This is a genomic window from Maribacter sp. R86514 (assembly GCF_044597005.1).
Classification (GTDB): Bacteria; Bacteroidota; Bacteroidia; order Flavobacteriales; family Flavobacteriaceae; genus Maribacter.
Map to the genome: position 1 here is coordinate 4,110,863 of NZ_CP138999.1, position 18,865 is coordinate 4,129,727.

Consider the following 18,865-nt stretch of genomic DNA (forward strand, 5'->3'; position numbering starts at 1 on the left):
CCTTCTTGCAAAGCATAAATCAACTTGTTGAACATCCGTTATTAGCAGAAAAGCAAGTTACCCTTGTTATTAAACGCGAAGATCTTCTGCATCCTTTCATTTCTGGTAATAAGTACAGAAAGCTCAAATACAATTTATTGGCTGCAAAGGCAGAAAATCAGCATACCATATTAACCTTTGGCGGGGCATATTCTAATCATATAGCCGCCACTGCTTATGCGGCAAAGGAAAAGGGTTTCAAAGCAATAGGAATTATACGTGGAGAAGAGCTAGAAAATTCTTGGAAAACGAATGCCACGTTAAAGAGGGCATATGATGATGGTATGCGTTTTAAATTTATAAGTAGAAGCGACTATAGAGAAAAGAAAAGCCAAGTATTTATTGATACATTACATAATGACTTCGGTCCGTTTTATCTGGTGCCAGAGGGTGGTACAAATGATTTGGCGATAAAAGGTTGCGAAGAGATTATCACAAATGATGACAAAGAATTTGATGTTGTGTGCAGTAGCGTAGGTACAGGAGGTACAGTATCCGGATTAATAAAATCATCTTTTCCACATCAGAAAGTTTTGGGGTTTTCAGCGTTGAAAGGCGATTTTTTAAAAGATGAAATTAATAAAATGGTCAACAATACACGTTGGCAACTATTGACCGATTATCATTTTGGGGGTTACGCAAAAACATCCGAAGAGCTAATTCTATTTATAAATGAGTTTAAAGAAAAAACAGGTATTCCTTTAGATCCAATTTATACGGGAAAAATGATTTTTGGGTTGTTCGATATGGTTAAGCGTGATACTTTTGCCGTAGGAACCAAAATTATGGCAGTACATACAGGTGGTTTACAAGGTATTGCTGGCATGAATAGTGTACTGAAAAAGAAAAATTTACCTTTGTTACATATATGAAAAAGATAATTTTATTGGTATTGTTAATGGGTATCGGGTTGTCATCTTGTAAATCCAAGAAAAAATATTCAGACCAATTACGTACCAAAAATGTACAGGCAGAACGTAGAAAATCAACTTTAGATATTTCAAGGAATGAAGAAAAAGCAAGTCTACCGGCAGAACCCTCTAAATTTGTTCGTTTCCGTATAGATTCACCTTCAGATTACATTAACACATTTGCCGAGACGGCGCAATTAGAGATGATGGGCTACGGTATACCTGCAAGTATTACCTTGGCACAAGGACTTTTGGAGAGTGGAAACGGAAAAGGGGAATTGGCGATGAAAACCAACAATCACTTTGGTATAAAATGTCATAAAGGTTGGGAAGGTGATTATGATTTTCATGATGATGACGAAAAAGGAGAGTGTTTTAGAAAATATAACCATCCCATGTATTCTTTTAGAGACCATAGTATTTTCTTGACGACAAGATCTAGGTATGCGTTTCTTTTCAATTTAAGACATACCGATTATAAAGGGTGGGCAAGAGGCTTAAGAAAGGCAGGCTATGCAACCGATCCAAAATATCCGCAAAAACTTATCTATTTAATAGAAAAGTATGATTTGCATAAATATGACAAACAATCTAGAAAAAACAATTATAAAAATACAACAGTAGTTACAAACGATGCGAGTAACATACACACCGTACAAAAGGGTGATACCTTGTATTCATTATCTAGAAAGTATTATATGAGCGTAGATGAATTAATGAAGTTGAATAATTTACGTAGTGCAGACTTATCTATTGGTCAGCCAATTAAAGTCAAATAATAGTAAAATTTAGTAAGAGCATGATTTATCAAAGAAGTAGCGCCCTGTTTGCAGAGGCGAAAAAATATATACCGGGCGGAGTAAATTCACCTGTAAGAGCATTTAAAGCAGTTGGTGGAGATCCGATATTTGTAAAAAAAGCTAAAGGTGCTTATTTGTATGATGAAGATGGTAACAAGTTAATTGACTATATCGCATCTTGGGGTCCGTTAATATTGGGTCATGCCCATGAGCCTGTAATTAATGCAGTTGTAGAAAAGGCACAGAACGGTACTTCATTTGGTATGCCAACTGAAATAGAAACAGAGCTTGCGAAACTGGCTATCTCTATGGTGCCTAATATGGATAAAATAAGGTTTGTGAACAGTGGAACGGAAGCTTGCATGAGTGCAGTTCGTTTGGCAAGAGGATTTACAGGTAAAGACAAGATTATAAAATTTGCCGGTTGTTATCACGGTCATTCAGATTCGTTTTTGATTCAAGCGGGTAGTGGTGCCGTTACTTTTGGTAGCCCTAACAGCCCAGGTGTTACTCAGGGTACCGCAAAAGATACCTTGTTGGCAGATTATAATGATTTAGAAGGAGTGAAAGAATTGGTGCAAGCCAATAAAGGTGAGTTGGCTGCCATAATCATTGAGCCAATTGCGGGTAATATGGGTTGTATTGTACCTACGGACGCTTTTATGAAAGGGTTACGTGATATTTGTACCCAAGAGGGAATTCTATTGATTTTCGATGAGGTAATGACCGGATTTCGTTTAGCTAAAGGCGGAGCACAGGAAGTTCTGGATATTAAAGCTGATATCGTTACTTATGGTAAAGTAATTGGAGGTGGATTACCAGTAGGTGCCTTTGCGGCCAGAACAGAAATAATGGATTTTCTTGCTCCAGATGGTCCAGTTTATCAAGCAGGTACCTTAAGTGGTAATCCGTTGGCCATGAGCGCAGGTTTGGCTATGCTGACCGAATTAAACAATAACCCTACAGTATTTGAAAGTTTGGCTGATAAGGCAGAATACTTACATAAAGGTATTGCAGAAGTGTTAACCGAGAAAAAGGTAGCATATCAAATTAACCGTTATGGTAGTATGATATCTGTACATTTTACTGATGAGCCTGTTGTTGATTTTGCTTCTTCTGCAAAAGGTAATAATGAAACGTTCAAGAAATACTTTCACGGTATGTTAGAACGCGGTGTTTACTTGCCGCCAAGTGCTTTTGAAAGTTATTTTTTAAATGATGCTTTGAGTTACGAAGATTTAGATGCTACTATAAATGCGTTGAGAGATATAGAATTTTAATCTTTGCCTTTATAAGATTTGTAAATCCACCAACCGGCAGCTATAAATAGTATTTGAACAACAAGACGGACTATAGCACCGATTTTAGAACCGATTGCAGGTATTTCTTTTGTTAAATCCCATATATGAATTGGCAAAAAGAACATCATTAGTAGAGCAAAACCGAGTCCGCCCCATTTTCTGTATTTAGGAATAATTAAAGCAACACCAATAATTGCTTCGATAGCAGCGGATACTATATTTGCTAAATTTTCAGAAATAAAACTTGGTATAAATGCTTTATAAGTTTCTGGTGCATAAATATGGTTAAATGCTCCTGCAAGCATTAAAAGAGCTAATAAGTATATAAGAATGATTTGTAAAATTTTCATAAAATATATTTAAGTTAGAAATAGTGCATGTAATTACTATATCTAAAGCGTAATATAATCGAATATATAAAAAGAGCCCTCTTATGAGGGCTCTTTTATTTAAGTTAGTTATAATGCTATTTAAAATTATACTGAATACCTAATTGTACGGCATTAGAGAAAAACTGATCAATTGTAAAGTAAGAGTAGTTTAGGTTAATAGTGGTGAAGTTTTTGATTCTATATGATAATTCACCTTCATAGCGTTGAAAGCTATCTTCATCTTGCTCGGCAAAAAGGGAGAAATCGCTTTTCAGATTAAAATCAGAATCATCATTACCTAGTTGAAATTGCAGTCCGCCACCGGCAAAAAGTCTGTCTTTTGTTAGCCAGTAAGGGAATCCATTTCGTCTATCTTCAGAACCAACACCATAGGCACCCTCAATTAACGGTCCTAGTTTAAATTTATCTAAATTCAATAAGTTATATTCTACGCGTGTACCACCAATAGAATAATATTGACTATCGGTATAATAATCGGCTTTTATATAAAACTCGTGATTTAAATTAGATGAATATTCAAACTCTTGTGCCGCTTTTGCCTGTATATTGTAAATATTTAAATCATACCCAGGTCCTGTTGTAACAGGATGAGCTTTTACACTTAAAGAAGATGTACTGGTATCACCGATAAAATCTATTCCAGATCTAAAATGGAAAAATACTTTATTGAAGTTATCCATCTCTACCCTTGCGCCAACATAAAATGGCTTTTTTTGATTAGATTCTTTTTTATAGACATATGCTATACCTAATAAATCTCTGCCAATATCATTAGGTACAATCGTATCTTTTAAAATGGTATATGCCGTACCTTGAGCAATAGAAAATTGGTGAAAATCTAGCTTTTTATTATAAAAACTAAAGTGAAATGCATTATTGAAAAGTGTAGGGTTAAACTCATCTGCTATAGCCGTTGAAGTAAGCCCGATGGAATGACCTTTCTTTTTTCGAGATTCAGTTTCTGATTTTTTTACGATGGCATCATCCATTAGCACTTTAAACTTGGTTATGTATAAAGATTGCTTTTCTTTAGATGTTGCTTTTACTTCATTGTTAAATGCAATTTTAAAATCTGGATCAATTTTAGCAGGTGGTATGTTTACTGCAATTTCACCGGCACTATTTACATCACCTTTTAATAATAAGATTTTTGCCATGTGGTTCATGGTGTTGTAATCTCTAGGATTTTTCTCTATATGCTTAGCATAAACTTTTTTTAAGTATCTACCATTGGCAAACTCTAAGTTCCAGTCTAGCAATTTAGCTACAGGTACGGTATTTGTACAAGTGCTCCAATCCAAAGCTTTTTGGTATTGAGTATAATCGGCAAATAGAAATGCTATGTTTTTAGATATTCTTATTAGGTCAGGTCTACATGTTTCAATTTCCCTTAACTCTGTAAACGCTTTGTCGGGGTCATTTACCAATAGGTATCTTACATAATATTCGAAATCCGAAAACTTTTTACTTTCTATTGTTCTTGTTTTTTCTTTCCATTCTTTAACGGTTTCTGGAGAAATGTTACCGCATTTTTGCCATTGCTCAGCTCTTTCGAAATTTAGTTTGTCTGCATAGACTTGACTAATTGATGTAGCTAAATCTCTATTTAAAATACTACAAGGTTCAATGATATCTAGTTTTGATAGAAGATCTTCATTATTAGAGTTTACTAGAAATTCGTAATACGTCAACTTGTTCTCTTCCGTTGGCTCTATCGTGTAAAGAACTTCTAAAACCTGTTCAATAATTTCAGTGTTATCTTCAGTATTAAAACTGTTGTAGTATTCTTTTAAAATAGTTTCATCATTTTGTCCCCATTCCATTTGTCTCTCCATCCACATTTTTTTAATGGCAGGTGAGGGGTAATTACTTACGGTGCTTATATCTCTAGAAAAATCAGCATATGAGCCAGAAGGATTTTTTAAATATAATTCGTTTAACTGAGACCAAAGTTGTTCGGTTTTACCTTGTGACTCCATCCCTTCGGCATAGGTGATGATCTGTTGAGCGTTAATGAATTTGTTATCCTTAAATAACTTTTCCATTAAGTTCGTTGCCTCTTCTGTTTTCTCCTCAACAATCAATCTATCGATTTTTTGTTTCAGCGGAACCATGGTTTGTTTACTCTTGTTGTAAGATTTGTAATCACTCTTGGTATTTGTGATCAATGTTGAAGTTGTGCCGATTAAAGTTCTTATTTCCGGTCGAATATCAGGAACGCTTATATTAGGTGATTTTGTTTGAATACTATAAAGAAATCCGTTCAATAAAGGAACTGAAGAAAATTCTGCTTGATCGAACGAAAGTGCTTCGTGTACGTTTACATTATTATGTTCTTCAACGTACATTAACCAATAAGAGTCTTTTTTCTCATCAGAATTCAAGGAACTGGAAACTTCATATTGCCCTTCGTAACTTAAATGGCGAATACTTTGGTAACGCCAGTCCATTGCTGCTTCGGTAGACTGTTTTGCAGTTAGAAACTTCATGTAAGGGTGTCTTTTTTTGTAATCAACAATGTGCTTTTTTAATTCACCAATAGCATTTGTTGTGCTACCTATCTTTAAAATATCACTAGTGTTTAATACATGAGACCAAATACCGGTATATAAATATGTAGACTCTATGGCCCATTGCTCTTGTTCAGAGATAGTATAACCACTACTTAATCTAGGGTAATCAAAAAATCTATTGTTTAACGGGTCTGGGTCAAATTCCCTATTTCCACCTTTGTATACATCGCCTAAAAAAGAGGTGTGAAGAAAACTTAAACTAGGAAATCCTTTTTTAAGAGAAATTAGTCCTAGGCTATCGATCGTATTGTCAGGCGCTACGTAAGAACTAGGCAGAGTATTTGCAATATTGTCTTCCCATTTTTCTCTAGAAGCCTTTGCGTTGTCTAAGATAATATCGGTGTCTTTCCATAAATTTTTGGAAAGTGGAAGATCGTTATAACCACGAAATCCAAGCTCATGACCTCGATTCGTAAATTCGTTGGTTAGCCATTTATTTTTGCCGTTCTCATTTTTACCTTCTAGCAAACCGGTTTGGTCCCAACTTTTAAAATTAGGGTCGCCTGTATTTTTTTCATTGGCATTGAAAGTGACGTAGGCAGAGTATTTAATATCTTCTTCTTGTGCAAGCGCTTTCATTTTTGGCCACCAATCGGTTTTTAGCATCTCAGATTTGGTTATGCCATTTTGTATATTGATTGCCTTACCGTTATCATCATACATTGCGGAAGGAAAATCATCAAGAAACAAGGTTCCGATATTTGCAATAGGGTAGGGTATACCCTCTAGACCTAGTAGACTTGCAGAAAACAGAAGACCTCTCATTTCTTTTTTAAGAATTTGAGATGAATTATATAAAATCACTTTTCCGTTACCAATTCTATTTTCAATTAACACCGGATAATCTTGGTTGTTGTGTGCTGAAACTAAAACATTTATGTTACTGGAAAAATTAGAGCTGTCAAAGCCAAGATGAACCGTTTTGTTATCAAAACCGCGCCCTTGCATACCAGGAAAAAGAGCTTTGTTGAAGAATAGGCCAGAGGCTTCTATGTTCGTGCTCCAATCTGCATCTGGTGTCATACCAAAAAAGTAAGACATACGTTCGTCTTTAGCAGCTTTAGTGATCAACAGAGTACCACCTTTAGATACAAACTTTAAAAGGCTATCTATGGCAATAGTGCTTAAGCCGGCTGTTTCGTGTACCGTTACGACTCTTGTAGTAGGAGATATGTTGCGTTTTTCATTAAATTGATTTACCCATAGGGTTTTATGTGCAATTTTAGAATAGTCGAAAGCCTTAGCCAAATTCTCTGTTTCAAGAATAGCGCTATAATTGGTAGGCTCGATCAAAAACTGAACAAGTGGCTCTTCGGTACTTTTTTCAGGAATATTGAATTTGTTGTTAGACTTATAAAGTTCTTGTTGACAACCGGTCAAAAGATTTAAGGTTAGAAGAAATATTAAATAACCTAATTTTTTTGTTATCATGGCTTAGTATCTTGAAATTCAAAATAGAGACTGCTGGTTAAAATTAAATTTGTCTCGAATTTGAAATACCTAAGTACCTTAATTAGTGTGTTAACGTAAAATTTATTGGTCAAATACTCAAATTCATCCATGAACGAATGTATTATGTCCTCAATGCTGTATTTTAGTACACTTGGGTCAAAAATCACCCTTCGTTGAAATGCAAAAAAGACCTGCTTAAAGCAAGTCTTTTTCAATCAATATTGTCAAAATTCTATTGTTTAGAAGAGCGTTTTTCTTTTTTGTCGCCACGATGTTTTCCTTTACCACGCATTTTTTTTCTGCCTTCCATTTTTACCCACTTCTCATATTGATCCGTATTAAGAATAGATTTCATTTGCTCTTTACGTGCAATTTTATGATCTAATCGCTCGTTTTGCATCGCGTATTTTTCATCTGCGGTCAAAACTTTTTTACCATCTTCCTTGTTCGCTTTTCGCTCTTCCATTTTTGCTTTTCTAGCAGTAGCATCTTCGGTAAGAATAGTTTTGATTTTTGACTGTTGCGATTCATTTAAATCTAACGCCAAGGTCATTTTCTTCGTCTGTAAAGTGGCAATTTGTACAGGAGATAAATCTTTCATATCACCTCTTTTGCCTTTCATGTTATGATCCTGTGCCGTTGCTGATATTCCTGCCATTACTAAAATGGCGATTATAATTTTTTTCATACTTATTGTTTTTATTATTTGGTACTTTGACACGAAGATTTCAAATTGGTTTAATTGCAAGCCTGATTTTAGTAAAAGTTTAACGGCTGGCTAATATGCATCAAATAAAAAAGCGCGGCTGTAGGTAGCCGCGCTTTTAAGTAGGTAAATATTTTAAATGTTTTAATTTGCCGGTGCTCTTCCCTCCATTGTTTTGTAAGGGTTGATTACGATATCGGCTTCTTGATCATAAGTATTAGTTACGATTTCTTCTTGTACGTTATCATTAGTGTTTTGGTGATATACAACAGATGCACAAATGAAACAAGCTAGGTAAATAAGACTCTTTAATTTATTTGTCATGATTTGGGGGTTTTAAATTCATTGCTAATCTAAAAAAGAATAACGCATGAAAAAGCCCATTGTTGTGTAATGGGCTTTTTTTGATGTCTAGAATATTTAAAATGTGGTTAATACATTTCATTCATCGATGATATTGGTTGTTCATCGAGAGGTGCATTTTGTCGATCATAAAACGTATGATTATTTAGGGTCTAAAATGACGTTAATACGCTCAAAAACATCGTCGTAATGATATTTTGTCATCAAATCAGAGGTTCTATTTCGTGCATTTCTAATATCGCGCTTTAAAATGTTCAGTTCTGCCCTTGCAATAGTCCTAATGTCAGATTGGCTAGTGTTGACAACTGTTGATTTTCTGTAGCCACCGAAATCAGAAGCTTTCGCTTGATTGTCAGCTGTCAATAAATATGCTAAACGATCTATATGTGCTTTTTGCAAGTTTCTTCTGTAGGTATCTACGGCTTTGCCATTTTTAGCTTCAGACCATATTCCTTTTCTTAATTCGCTCATCATTTGAGCAAGTGTATATGCTTCAGACTTATCTATGGTCTCATTTTCAATTAACCTAGCCATCTTCCCTAAGCTTAATACATTGTTTAGTGTACGTACTTGCATAGAACGCATTTGCTCTAAGAAGCCAGAGTACTCTGTGCGTTCCAAAATATCTTGGTCAAGCATCCACATTGGGGTATTGAATAGCTGTTCATGAAGAAAGGCCATCGCTCTTTGTTGTTTTTCTTTAGCTACTGCTGTATAGACGGCACCTTCTTGATCGTAGGTCTTATGGTTTTCATAAACTCCGCCAATGTTATTCGAGACATGCCCCATGTATCTATTGAATTGGGAGAATACCTGACCGTATAACTTGTCCAGATCTTCATAAGTCTTACCGTCCTCTGCGGTCCACTCAATTAATTTTGGTACAATCCTTTTAAGATTGGCAATACCATACTCACTAGCTTTCATGGCATCGTCACCTAAATCTTCGGTTTGTGAGCTAGGATCTACGATATCACCTACCTGTTGGTGTCCAAAACGGTATAGAGGGTCACCTGCGTGTGCAATGATCCATTTGTCTAGAGTAGATTTTTCTTCTTCTGCAGTAGTGTTTAAAATAGGCTTGTATCCCCATTTAATTGCATATTTATCATAAACACCGATATCTGGCATTAAAGCGACACCTTCATCGCCGGGTTGAGCTATATAGTTAAAACGCGCATAATCCATAATCGATGGAGCTGTGCCGAATTTCTTTGTAAAGGTTTTAGAACGAAGCGAATCTACAGGATAAGCAACACTACTACCCATGTTATGTGGTAAACCTAAGGTGTGCCCGACTTCATGAGACGATACAAAACGAATTAGGCGACCCATTACGTCATCATCGAAAGAAACGCCTCTAGCCGCAGGGTTAATAGCTGCTGTTTGTACAAAGTACCAGTTTCTCAACAACGTCATTACATTATGGTACCAGTTAATGTCGGACTCTAAAATTTCGCCACTACGAGGATCGCTAACATGAGGTCCGTTCGCATTTGGTATAGGTGATGCTAAATAACGTACTACGGAATAACGAATATCTTCTGGAGACCATTCTGGATCATCTTCTACCGAAGGTGGTTCTTTAGCAATAATTGCATTTTTAAAACCAGCCTCTTCAAAGGCAACTTGCCAATCTTCTATACCTTGTTTAATGAACGGCACCCATTTTTTTGGTGTAGCTCTATCAACATAATAGACAATTTGTTTTTTAGGTTCTACCAGTTCACCATTCTTATATTTTTCAAGATCTTCATCTTTTACTTCTAAACGCCATCTATCAAGAAATTTAACGGTCTTACTCTCTTGAGCTTCTAAACCGTAATCAACTTGACCTCTAGAGAACCACCCGACACGTTCATCAAAATATCTGCGTTTCATTTGTTCTTCAGGTAACAAAACCATTGAGTTGTTGATTTCAACAGAAATAGAACCAAGGGTTTGGTTGCTAGGTGCTGCACTTGCTAAATACGTCTTCACATGGCGTACTTCAACATTTAAAGGGTAACTTTTGATAGATTCAATATAGCCTCTGCCTTCATCTAAACGAGATACTTTATATCTTTTTCTAAATCTTTCAGGCATACCTAGAGCTTTGGTATCCTTGGTAAAAATATCGTTTACTTCTATGACAGTAGTTGGGTTAAGTGAATCTTTCTGAACAGCCTTTATATCGAATGAGTATAAAACAGGTTCAAAATTTGAATTAACAACGGCTTCATGTACAGGTAAAGAATCTGCCGCCACTACGTCATGTGATACTACGCGAAGCAATACTTTTTTATCTTTCTTTTCCCATCGTAAAACCTGAGTGTTTATTTTTCCACCACCAAAACCAATACCTGAGGCAGTTTTAGAAATACGGCTTACCATCAACATTTCTTTGTTAAACAGTGAATCTGGAATTTCAAAAAAGTGATTCTCGTCAACTACGTGGGTAGTAAAAAGTCCCGCATCGCTTACGGCATCTTTAGTGATCACCTTATTGTAAGGTTGAATTTTATCTTTTGAAGGTTTTTTAGATTCTTGCTCCGTATTTTTTTTCTTTTTCTTAAAAATTTGGGCTTCGGCATTTTGGTAACCGAAAACACACATAAACAGCAATAATTGTACTAGTAATTTTCTTTTCATTTGTGAGTTAGTTTGGTAATCTTTCAAAGATTGAAATAATATCTGTAACAAATAGTTAATAATTTCTTAAGCCTATTTGTAACAATGCTGAATGAAAGGCGTCTATTAAGTAGGAATAAACATTTGTTAATTCTGAATTAGTCGCTTATAAAGCCCTTGCTATGGTAAGGGCTTTATTTATTTAAGAAAATTGCTAGAATAATAATGGCAGCACAAATTGAAATAATCCAATTAATAAGAGCACTGCAATAAGATTAAGAATTACTCCTGCACGTGCCATTTCGTGGACTTTTATATAACCGCTAGCAAATACAATAGCATTTGGTGGTGTAGCCATGGGTAACATAAAAGCACAGCTGCTGGCAATGGTTATTGGTATCAATAAATATGTAATAGGTAAGCCTAGACCAATTGCGATACCTGCCACTACTGGGGCAAGAACTGCTACAAGTGCTACGTTACTCATCAGCTCTGTCATAAACAACATTAACAAAATCAATAAAGATGCGGTTAGTAGAATACTAAGGTCGCTTTGCCCAATAACTTCAGCTACTAAATCGACGATACCAGAAACCGACATGCCTTTGGCTAATGAGAGTCCGCCACCAAATAAAATAAGAATTCCCCATGCGAGCTTTTGGGTGTCTTTCCATTGCAGGATAAAATCTCCTCTTTTAAGATTATATGGAAGTGCGAATAGCGCAATGGCGGCAAACATGCTGATTAGGGTATCAGATAAACCTAACCTCGGAAATATCGAATTGATCAAAGTTCTAAACACCCATAAGAAAATAGTAACTCCGAAAATGATAAGCACCATTTTTTCTTTCCCTGAAGTAGGGCCTAATTTATTTAGCTCTTCATGAATTATGGTTTTTGAAGCTTTAAATTTTAAACCCTGAGTAGGAAAAAACACTTTTACCAGAACAAAATAGCAAATGGAAATCATGATAAGGGAAAACGGAAGCCCAATGATCATCCATTTTAAAAATGATATTTCAATATTGTATTCATTTTCTAGTAAGCCAATTAGAACTGAATTTGGGGGCGTGCCAATAACAGTTGCAATTCCACCAGCGTTGGCAGCAAAGGCAATACCTAACATCACGCTTAAGGCAAAGTTTCGGTCTCGCTTTGTAAATCCGTCTTCATCTTGAATCAGTAAGTTGATAACCGACATGGCAATGGGTAACATGACTACGGTACTCGCCGTATTACTGATCCACATACTTAAAACAGCGGTAGCGATCATAAAACCAAGAACTACTTTATTCGCCGTTGTACCTGTAAGTCTAATGATATTTAAGGCAATACGTTTGTGGAGATTAACTTTTTCTAAAGCTAATGCCATGACAAAACCCCCAAAGAATAGAAAAACTATAGGACTGCCATAATTAGCTCCAACATCACCAATGGGCATCACTTTCAAAATAGGAAATAGAAGCAATGGTAGTAGCGCGGTTACAGAAATAGAAACAGCTTCGGTAACCCACCAAATAACCATCCAAAGTGCAACAGCTATGACGGCATCCGCATTTTCAGAAATTAATACACTGGGTAAAGAAATAAGAATGAAAAATATGATAGGACCTGTAAACAGACCTATTTTACTACTTAGATTCATACTGGTTGGTTTTGCCAGCTTCTAAGCTACTATTTTTTACCGTTCCTTGAAATGACTATTATAAAATTTCCACTAAAAGAACGTCCTCTTCTTTGTAGATTTTAGCCAACTGTTGCTTCGTAATCCCTTTTATCCCTTTGTCCCAAGCTTTATTACTTAAATCCGCTTTTGTTTTAAGGGCGTCAAGTTCCATTTTCTTTTCGCCTTTTAGAATGTCAAAAATTACCTTTTCATTGTCAGACAATTGTAAAGGTTTCTTCTCTGGTCTCATTTGAGGGAAGAATAATACTTCTTGTATAGATGCATTATTGGTCATCAACATAACTAAACGATCAATACCGATACCAATACCAGAAGTTGGGGGCATACCATATTCCAAAGCTCTAAGAAAATCTTGATCAATGAACATTGCCTCGTCATCTCCCTTTTCAGACAGCTTTAATTGTTCTTCGAAACGCTCTCTTTGGTCTATAGGGTCATTAAGCTCAGAGTAAGCGTTAGCAAGCTCTTTACCATTTACCATTAGCTCAAAACGCTCTGTCAAAGCCGGGTTGTCTCTATGTTCTTTGGTTAGCGGACTCATTTCTTTTGGGTAGTCCGTAATAAATGTTGGCTGCACGTAGAAGTGCTCACATTTTTCACCGAATATTTCATCGATAAGTTTACCGATACCCATTGTTTCGTCAACTTCCAGACCTAGTTTCTTGGCAGTTTCGCGAAGTTCGTCTTCAGGCATACCTGCAACATCATAACCTGTATGTATTTTTATAGCTTCTAAAATTGGCACACGAGCGTACGGAGCTTTAAATTCAATTTCGTTTTCACCAACGGTAACTTTCGTTGTACCGTTAGAATCCATCGCAATTTTCTCCAATAGTTTCTCTGTAGTATCCATCATCCAGTTGTAATCTTTGTATGCAACATACAATTCCATTACGGTAAATTCTGGGTTATGGGTACGGTCCATACCTTCGTTTCTAAAATCCTTTGAGAATTCATAGACACCATCAAAACCACCAACAATCAACCTTTTCAAGTAAAGCTCGTTGGCAATTCTTAAATATAAAGGAATGTTCAATGCATTATGATGCGTTAAAAACGGACGAGCAGTAGCACCACCAGGTATAGGCTGTAAAATAGGAGTCTCTACTTCCAAATAACCGGCTGCGTTATAAAATTCACGAATACTATTGGTGATTTTCGTTCTTTTAATAAAATTCTCTTTCACCTTTGGGTTTACTACTAAATCAACATAACGTTGGCGGTAACGTAATTCAGGGTCATTGAATTCGTCATATACTTTGCCTTCGGCATCTTTTTTAGGTAATGGTAAAGGTCTTAGCGATTTGCTTAGCATGGTAAATTTCTTCACCATAATCGTTTTTTCACCTACCTGAGTGGTAAAAAGTTCGCCTTCAATACCAATGATATCACCAATATCAAGCAACTTCTTGTAAACATCGTTATACAAGGTTTTGTCTTCGCCAGGGCAAATTTCATCTCTGTTAAAATAAACTTGAATACGACCGGTACTATCTTGAAGTTCGGCAAAAGAAGCCTTACCTTGAATACGACGAGACATAAGTCTACCGGCAACAATTACCTGCTTGCCTTCTTCATAGTCAGATTTTATACTTTCTGATGTGGAATTTACAGGATATAAAGCAGCAGGATAAGGATTGATACCCAGTGCTCTTAATTTGTCTAATTTCTCTCTTCTGATAAGCTCTTGCTCCGATAATTGCATGCCGACGTTTATTTAGCTGGCAAATATAATCGATATGTCTTAATCTTTCAATCTTGTAGACACTAAAGGATAGAGTCTTTCAACAAATTTTTGATATGCTAGTGCCGATGGGTGCAAACCGTCATTGGCAACCAATTCTTTTTCGTCTAATCCTCTTCGGGTAATATCCGTAATATCAAGAAAAGTAACTCCTTTTGCTTTCGCTGTAGATTTTGCAAAATTGTTATATCCGTCAAGTTCAATTGAGATTAGTTCATTACCATTACTTTGTCCGTATGGTGTAAAATAGTAATCAGGAATTGAAAGAACGATTACCTTATTGGAATCATTGCCAGCTAGGCTGATAGCTTTATTCAATAATATTTCAAATTCGGCTTCATATTGAGAAAATGGTCTAGACTGAAACTGGTTGTTTACACCGATCAACAACGTTACCAAATTATAATCTGCAGATTCTCGATTGCCAATAGAGGCGATAAGTTGGTCTGTTCTCCAGCCGGTTTGTGCAATAACGGTCGTATTGAGCACACGATTTTTGGTTTTCTCTATTTCTGTACTTAACTGAGTGGGAAAACTATCTTCAAAAGCAACGCTCTCCCCAACCGTATAACTATCGCCAAGAGCTAGGTAGGTGATGATTTCTTCATCAATTGTAACGTTCTCTATTTGTTCTGACCTTATTTCTTCGGTTTGACTGCATGATGTTAAAAAGCTTAATAGAAAAGTAACTAAGGTCAAATTATAAAGCATGTGTGAGTATTTCATGTTTACTTAACGTAACAACTATTGTAAAGGTTCTAAAAGTTAGCATAAGATACTCAATTAAACACAGGTTATCGATTGATGATTCTAATCGAAATGTAATGATGATGTGTAATTGGGTATGTACTCTTGTTCTGAAATAATTTTTAAGATGTCCTCTTCCAATGTTGTAATTGGTGTTTCAATAATTCTATTCACCTCTTTTCCGTTCTTGTAAAAAATAAATGTGGGAACCCTGCGGATGTTCAATCCCCACTCTTCCCCTTGTGGGCTTTTCTTGTAAGATTCTTTTCGTTTGTCTAGTGCAACTATTTTTAAGTTCTCAAGAGGGAAGTCTGCTGATTCTAGAATTTTAAAAAATCTTGGTACTTCACGTTTACTATCGCCGCACCAAGTACCCATAAAGACTAGAATTTTAAATGAAGATAGTTTGTCTTTAAGAACATCAATTTTGTTTTGGTCGGCTTCATAATTTTCAAAGTTTTGTTCATACCATGATCGGTAGGAGTTAGATGAAAGTGTCTTCGCCGTAATTTCTCCTAATAAAAAGGGTTGTTGGTTTTCTAGGATTACCTCTTGGTTTGTATGCTGTGAGAAGCTCGTTAAGTAAAAGCTGAATAATAGAGTGGTTAATAGAAATGATAATTTCATGATTTTCGGTTTTTAGATTAGACCTGAAAATTCTTGAAATTGTTAAAGAAAAATCGATTTCGTGGGGTGGAAATGAGTACTAGAACCTAGGTGGATATTTAAAAAGAATTATTGAAAACGTTGCTTTATTTCATCTCTTGAAGATATCTCTAATTTCTTGTAGACGTTGTTAATGTGGGTTTTTACGGTGCTTACACTGATAAACATAATTGCAGCAATTTCCTTATTGGTTTTGTTTTCTAGAATTTGTTGTATAATGTTATTTTCTTGCTCGGTTAGCTTTGCTAAAGACTGGTTTTGTAGGGTTTGTGAATGTCTTCTTTGTCTCAGAATTATATATATATTCAATAAAATGGAAAGTATAAGCAAAGCAGGTAACAACCATTGCCAGAAATTAGAGCTAGGCGAATTTCTATTGGCTACTTGTTGATCTGTGGCTATATCGTTTAAATACAACTCTGTAAAGGACGCATTAGGGTATTTCACCACTAGTCTTTCGCCAAGTTCATCATAATAATTGGTGTTCTCAATATTTTTCAAATAATAGGCATATGTTTCGTTTCGCTTATCTGATAAAAAATCGAAAATATATAGTTCAGCTAAGGGTTCGTTTAAATTTTCTCCATACTTCTGTAAAGTCTTGAACCACTTTTTGGAATTCAGTTTTTTGTTCGCTGCACTTCTAAATTCACTAAAGTCAAAAGCCATTTCTTCTTTTAAAATGTCAATATTTAAAAATGCGGCAGACTTACTATTGGTTGAGGTAATTTCACAAAGTACTTCATTGGCAAATGATGTAGGGAAGGTGATAGTGTCGTTATTATTAGCAATAAAAAGAACATTTTTATTATACTCACAGCTTCCAAAGAAGTGTTCAGAGTTTGCAGAAGCGTCAGAACAATCATCTAAGTGTATTCTATAGACTCTATTTTCATCGAAAAGATTATCTCCGGTAAATTTGAAATATCCTAAAGAATCGGTAGTTGTTTTTTTGAGAATCTGTTCCATTGATATTCTACCAAACTTCCTGTAATCTTCAATGATTGATAGGTAAATGGTTTTTCCGCTTTGTTGGTCTGCAATCTGACCTTCAAATTTATATTGAGATGAAGCTATTAAGCAGGAAAAAAGAATATTGTTCTGAGCATTGGTAGCGTTTTGGTCAATAAAATTAGCTGATTTTGTAACAAAGTGTTTACAATTGCGACTTATAGGTACATCAATCAATCAAAATAATAATCAAATGAGTTTAATAAGAGTATTACTTGCCATTTTTTTTCCACCTTTAGCAGTTCTAGGTAAAGGTTGCGGTTCTTTTGTAATTGTTCTACTTTTGACTTTTTGCGGCTGGGTGCCAGGTGTAATCGCTGCATTGGTCATACTGAATAATCCTAACTAGAACCAAAACACATGAGACTTTTTAAAATATTAGCTGTTATTATTATAACAGTATGTATTGCTGCCTGTAATTTTACAGAAGAAATTTATTTCAACGAAGACGGGTCAGGTAAAATGAGCATTCTTTTCGATGGTGATGAGATGATGCAAATGATACCCGAAACCGATTCTACGGAATTGGATAAAGCAATAGATTCTACGTTGGTTTTTAAAGACTTATTGCGAGAGAAAAAGGATAGTATAGCGCAGTTGTCGCCAGAAGAGCAAGCTAAGCTTAAAAAATTAGAACCTTTCAGCTTACGTATGATAGTAGATCCAGAAGGCAGAGTCATGAATTTTAATATGTTTACAGACTTTAAGAAAGTGTCAGAAGTTAATGATGCGTTCAATGCTTTCCAAAATGCAAGTTCGATAGGTCCGGTTGCAGGTGGTAAGACAATGCCCGGTGGTGCAACAGAAGAAACTACTACCGTTAATTATAGTTTTAAAAAAAATACATTTAAGCGTGAGACCGTTATCTTAAATCAAGAGTTGTTTGAACAAAGTATAGACAGCTTGGCAAGTGCCGAAATGTTTTTATCTGGGTCTACATATACATTTAAGTATCATTTTCCAAGAAGAGTGAAATCTACCAATATTGAAGAAGCTACATTCTCAATGGATGGAAAAACTATGATTCATGAAGTAAACTTCTTGGAGATGATGAAGGATCCAGAGTCTATGGTCATCGAGGTAGAGTTAGAAAAATAGGTTTTTGCTTTTCATATCTTTGTAAGATGAATAAGAAGGTGCGCGTACAAGATTTAGGTCTTAAAGATTATAAAGAAACTTGGGATTACCAAGAACAACTGTTTCAAGAAACTCTTGATCTTAAAATAAGAAATAGAAGAGAAGAGTTGAATCTAGAGACTCCCAATCATTTTCTTTTTGTAGAACACCCACATGTTTATACACTAGGTAAAAGTGGGGATATTTCTAATCTGCTAGTAGATGAAAAAGTATTAGAAGACAAAGGAGCAACTTTTTATAAAATAAATAGGGGAGGAGATATAACCTATCATGGTCCTGGGCAAATAGTGGGTTACCCTATATTGGATTTAGATAACTTCTTTACAGATATTCATAAATACCTTCGTTTTCTAGAGGAAATGGTCATCTTGACCTTAGGGGAGTACGGAATAAAATCCGAACGTTCACCAGGTGAAACCGGAGTGTGGTTAGATGTAGGTACTCCGTTTGCTCGTAAAATTTGTGCTATGGGTGTACGAGCTTCACGCTGGGTAACCATGCATGGTTTTGCATTGAACGTAAATGCCGATTTAGGTTATTTTGATATGATGATCCCATGCGGAATAAAAGGTAAGGCAGTTACTTCGTTGAATGTGGAATTAGGTAAAAAGGAGGTTGATTTAGATGAGGTAAAACAAAAGCTATTAAAGCATTTTCTAATACTGTTTGAAGCTGAAATAAATGAAAAAACCGAGGTGTAAGCCTCGGTTTTTTATGAATTTGGTC

Annotated in this window: 16 protein-coding genes; 6 read left to right on the forward strand and 10 right to left on the reverse strand. The window is 35.6% G+C overall.

Features of this window, described 5'->3' with window-relative positions; genetic code table 11:
- The first annotated feature begins 5 nt into the window (after positions 1–5).
- From SJY30_RS17865 to hemL, 3 genes are read left to right on the forward strand one after another with little or no spacing between them, the layout of a single operon-like run.
- Positions 6–911: a 1-aminocyclopropane-1-carboxylate deaminase/D-cysteine desulfhydrase gene (locus tag SJY30_RS17865; RefSeq protein ID WP_396633459.1), complete on the forward strand. Its 906-nt coding sequence runs from the start codon at positions 6–8 to the stop codon at positions 909–911.
- Positions 908–1,729 (forward strand): glucosaminidase domain-containing protein, encoded by an 822-nt coding sequence (locus SJY30_RS17870; RefSeq protein WP_396633460.1) that lies wholly within the window; start codon positions 908–910, stop codon positions 1,727–1,729. The genes SJY30_RS17865 and SJY30_RS17870 overlap by 4 nt, the downstream gene beginning before the upstream one ends.
- 20 nt (positions 1,730–1,749) lie before the next feature.
- Positions 1,750–3,030 (forward strand): glutamate-1-semialdehyde 2,1-aminomutase, encoded by a 1,281-nt coding sequence (gene hemL, locus SJY30_RS17875; RefSeq protein ID WP_396633461.1) that lies wholly within the window; start codon positions 1,750–1,752, stop codon positions 3,028–3,030.
- Here hemL and SJY30_RS17880 read toward each other — a convergent pair.
- The 10 genes from SJY30_RS17880 to SJY30_RS17925 all read right to left on the reverse strand — a co-directional run bounded on the left by SJY30_RS17880 (position 3,027) and on the right by SJY30_RS17925 (position 17,179).
- Positions 3,027–3,401, reverse strand: a complete 375-nt coding sequence (locus SJY30_RS17880) for a hypothetical protein (RefSeq protein ID WP_396633462.1) — start codon at positions 3,399–3,401, stop codon at positions 3,027–3,029. The two genes, hemL and SJY30_RS17880, sit on opposite strands and share 4 nt — an antisense overlap.
- A 116-nt stretch (positions 3,402–3,517) precedes the next feature.
- Positions 3,518–7,447: a DUF2194 domain-containing protein gene (locus tag SJY30_RS17885; RefSeq protein WP_396633463.1), complete on the reverse strand. Its 3,930-nt coding sequence runs from the start codon at positions 7,445–7,447 to the stop codon at positions 3,518–3,520.
- 253 nt (positions 7,448–7,700) lie between these two features.
- Positions 7,701–8,156, reverse strand: a complete 456-nt coding sequence (locus tag SJY30_RS17890; RefSeq protein ID WP_396633464.1) for a hypothetical protein — start codon at positions 8,154–8,156, stop codon at positions 7,701–7,703.
- A 162-nt stretch (positions 8,157–8,318) separates the two neighbouring features.
- Positions 8,319–8,498 (reverse strand): hypothetical protein, encoded by a 180-nt coding sequence (locus tag SJY30_RS17895; RefSeq protein ID WP_396633465.1) that lies wholly within the window; start codon positions 8,496–8,498, stop codon positions 8,319–8,321.
- Positions 8,499–8,678: 180 nt separating this feature from the next.
- Positions 8,679–11,168, reverse strand: coding sequence for a zinc-dependent metalloprotease (locus tag SJY30_RS17900; RefSeq protein ID WP_396633466.1), 2,490 nt, complete (start codon positions 11,166–11,168; stop codon positions 8,679–8,681).
- Positions 11,169–11,361: 193 nt separating this feature from the next.
- Entirely contained in the window at positions 11,362–12,792 is a 1,431-nt protein-coding gene (locus SJY30_RS17905) for an SLC13 family permease (protein ID WP_396633467.1), read from the reverse strand.
- A 58-nt stretch (positions 12,793–12,850) separates the two neighbouring features.
- Entirely contained in the window at positions 12,851–14,539 is a 1,689-nt protein-coding gene (gene lysS / locus SJY30_RS17910) for a lysine--tRNA ligase (protein ID WP_396633468.1), read from the reverse strand.
- A 39-nt stretch (positions 14,540–14,578) separates the two neighbouring features.
- Entirely contained in the window at positions 14,579–15,304 is a 726-nt protein-coding gene (locus tag SJY30_RS17915) for an SGNH/GDSL hydrolase family protein (protein ID WP_396633469.1), read from the reverse strand.
- 84 nt (positions 15,305–15,388) lie between these two features.
- Complete coding sequence (locus SJY30_RS17920; RefSeq protein WP_396633470.1) at positions 15,389–15,952, reverse strand: thioredoxin family protein; 564 nt, start codon at positions 15,950–15,952, stop codon at positions 15,389–15,391.
- 108 nt (positions 15,953–16,060) lie between these two features.
- Positions 16,061–17,179 carry a helix-turn-helix transcriptional regulator gene (locus SJY30_RS17925; protein ID WP_396633471.1) on the reverse strand — a complete coding sequence of 373 codons (1,119 nt, stop codon included), beginning with the start codon at positions 17,177–17,179 and terminating at the stop codon, positions 16,061–16,063.
- Positions 17,180–17,195: 16 nt separating this feature from the next.
- Here SJY30_RS17925 and SJY30_RS17930 point away from each other — a divergent pair, with 16 nt between their 5' ends.
- From SJY30_RS17930 to lipB, 3 genes are read left to right on the forward strand one after another with little or no spacing between them, the layout of a single operon-like run.
- Complete coding sequence (locus SJY30_RS17930; RefSeq protein WP_073240341.1) at positions 17,196–17,351, forward strand: YqaE/Pmp3 family membrane protein; 156 nt, start codon at positions 17,196–17,198, stop codon at positions 17,349–17,351.
- A gap of 11 nt (positions 17,352–17,362) precedes the next feature.
- Complete coding sequence (locus tag SJY30_RS17935) at positions 17,363–18,100, forward strand: hypothetical protein (RefSeq protein ID WP_396633472.1); 738 nt, start codon at positions 17,363–17,365, stop codon at positions 18,098–18,100.
- Between the two features lie 26 nt (positions 18,101–18,126).
- Entirely contained in the window at positions 18,127–18,840 is a 714-nt protein-coding gene (gene lipB / locus SJY30_RS17940; RefSeq protein ID WP_396633473.1) for a lipoyl(octanoyl) transferase LipB, read from the forward strand.
- The last annotated feature ends 25 nt before the right edge of the window (positions 18,841–18,865 follow it).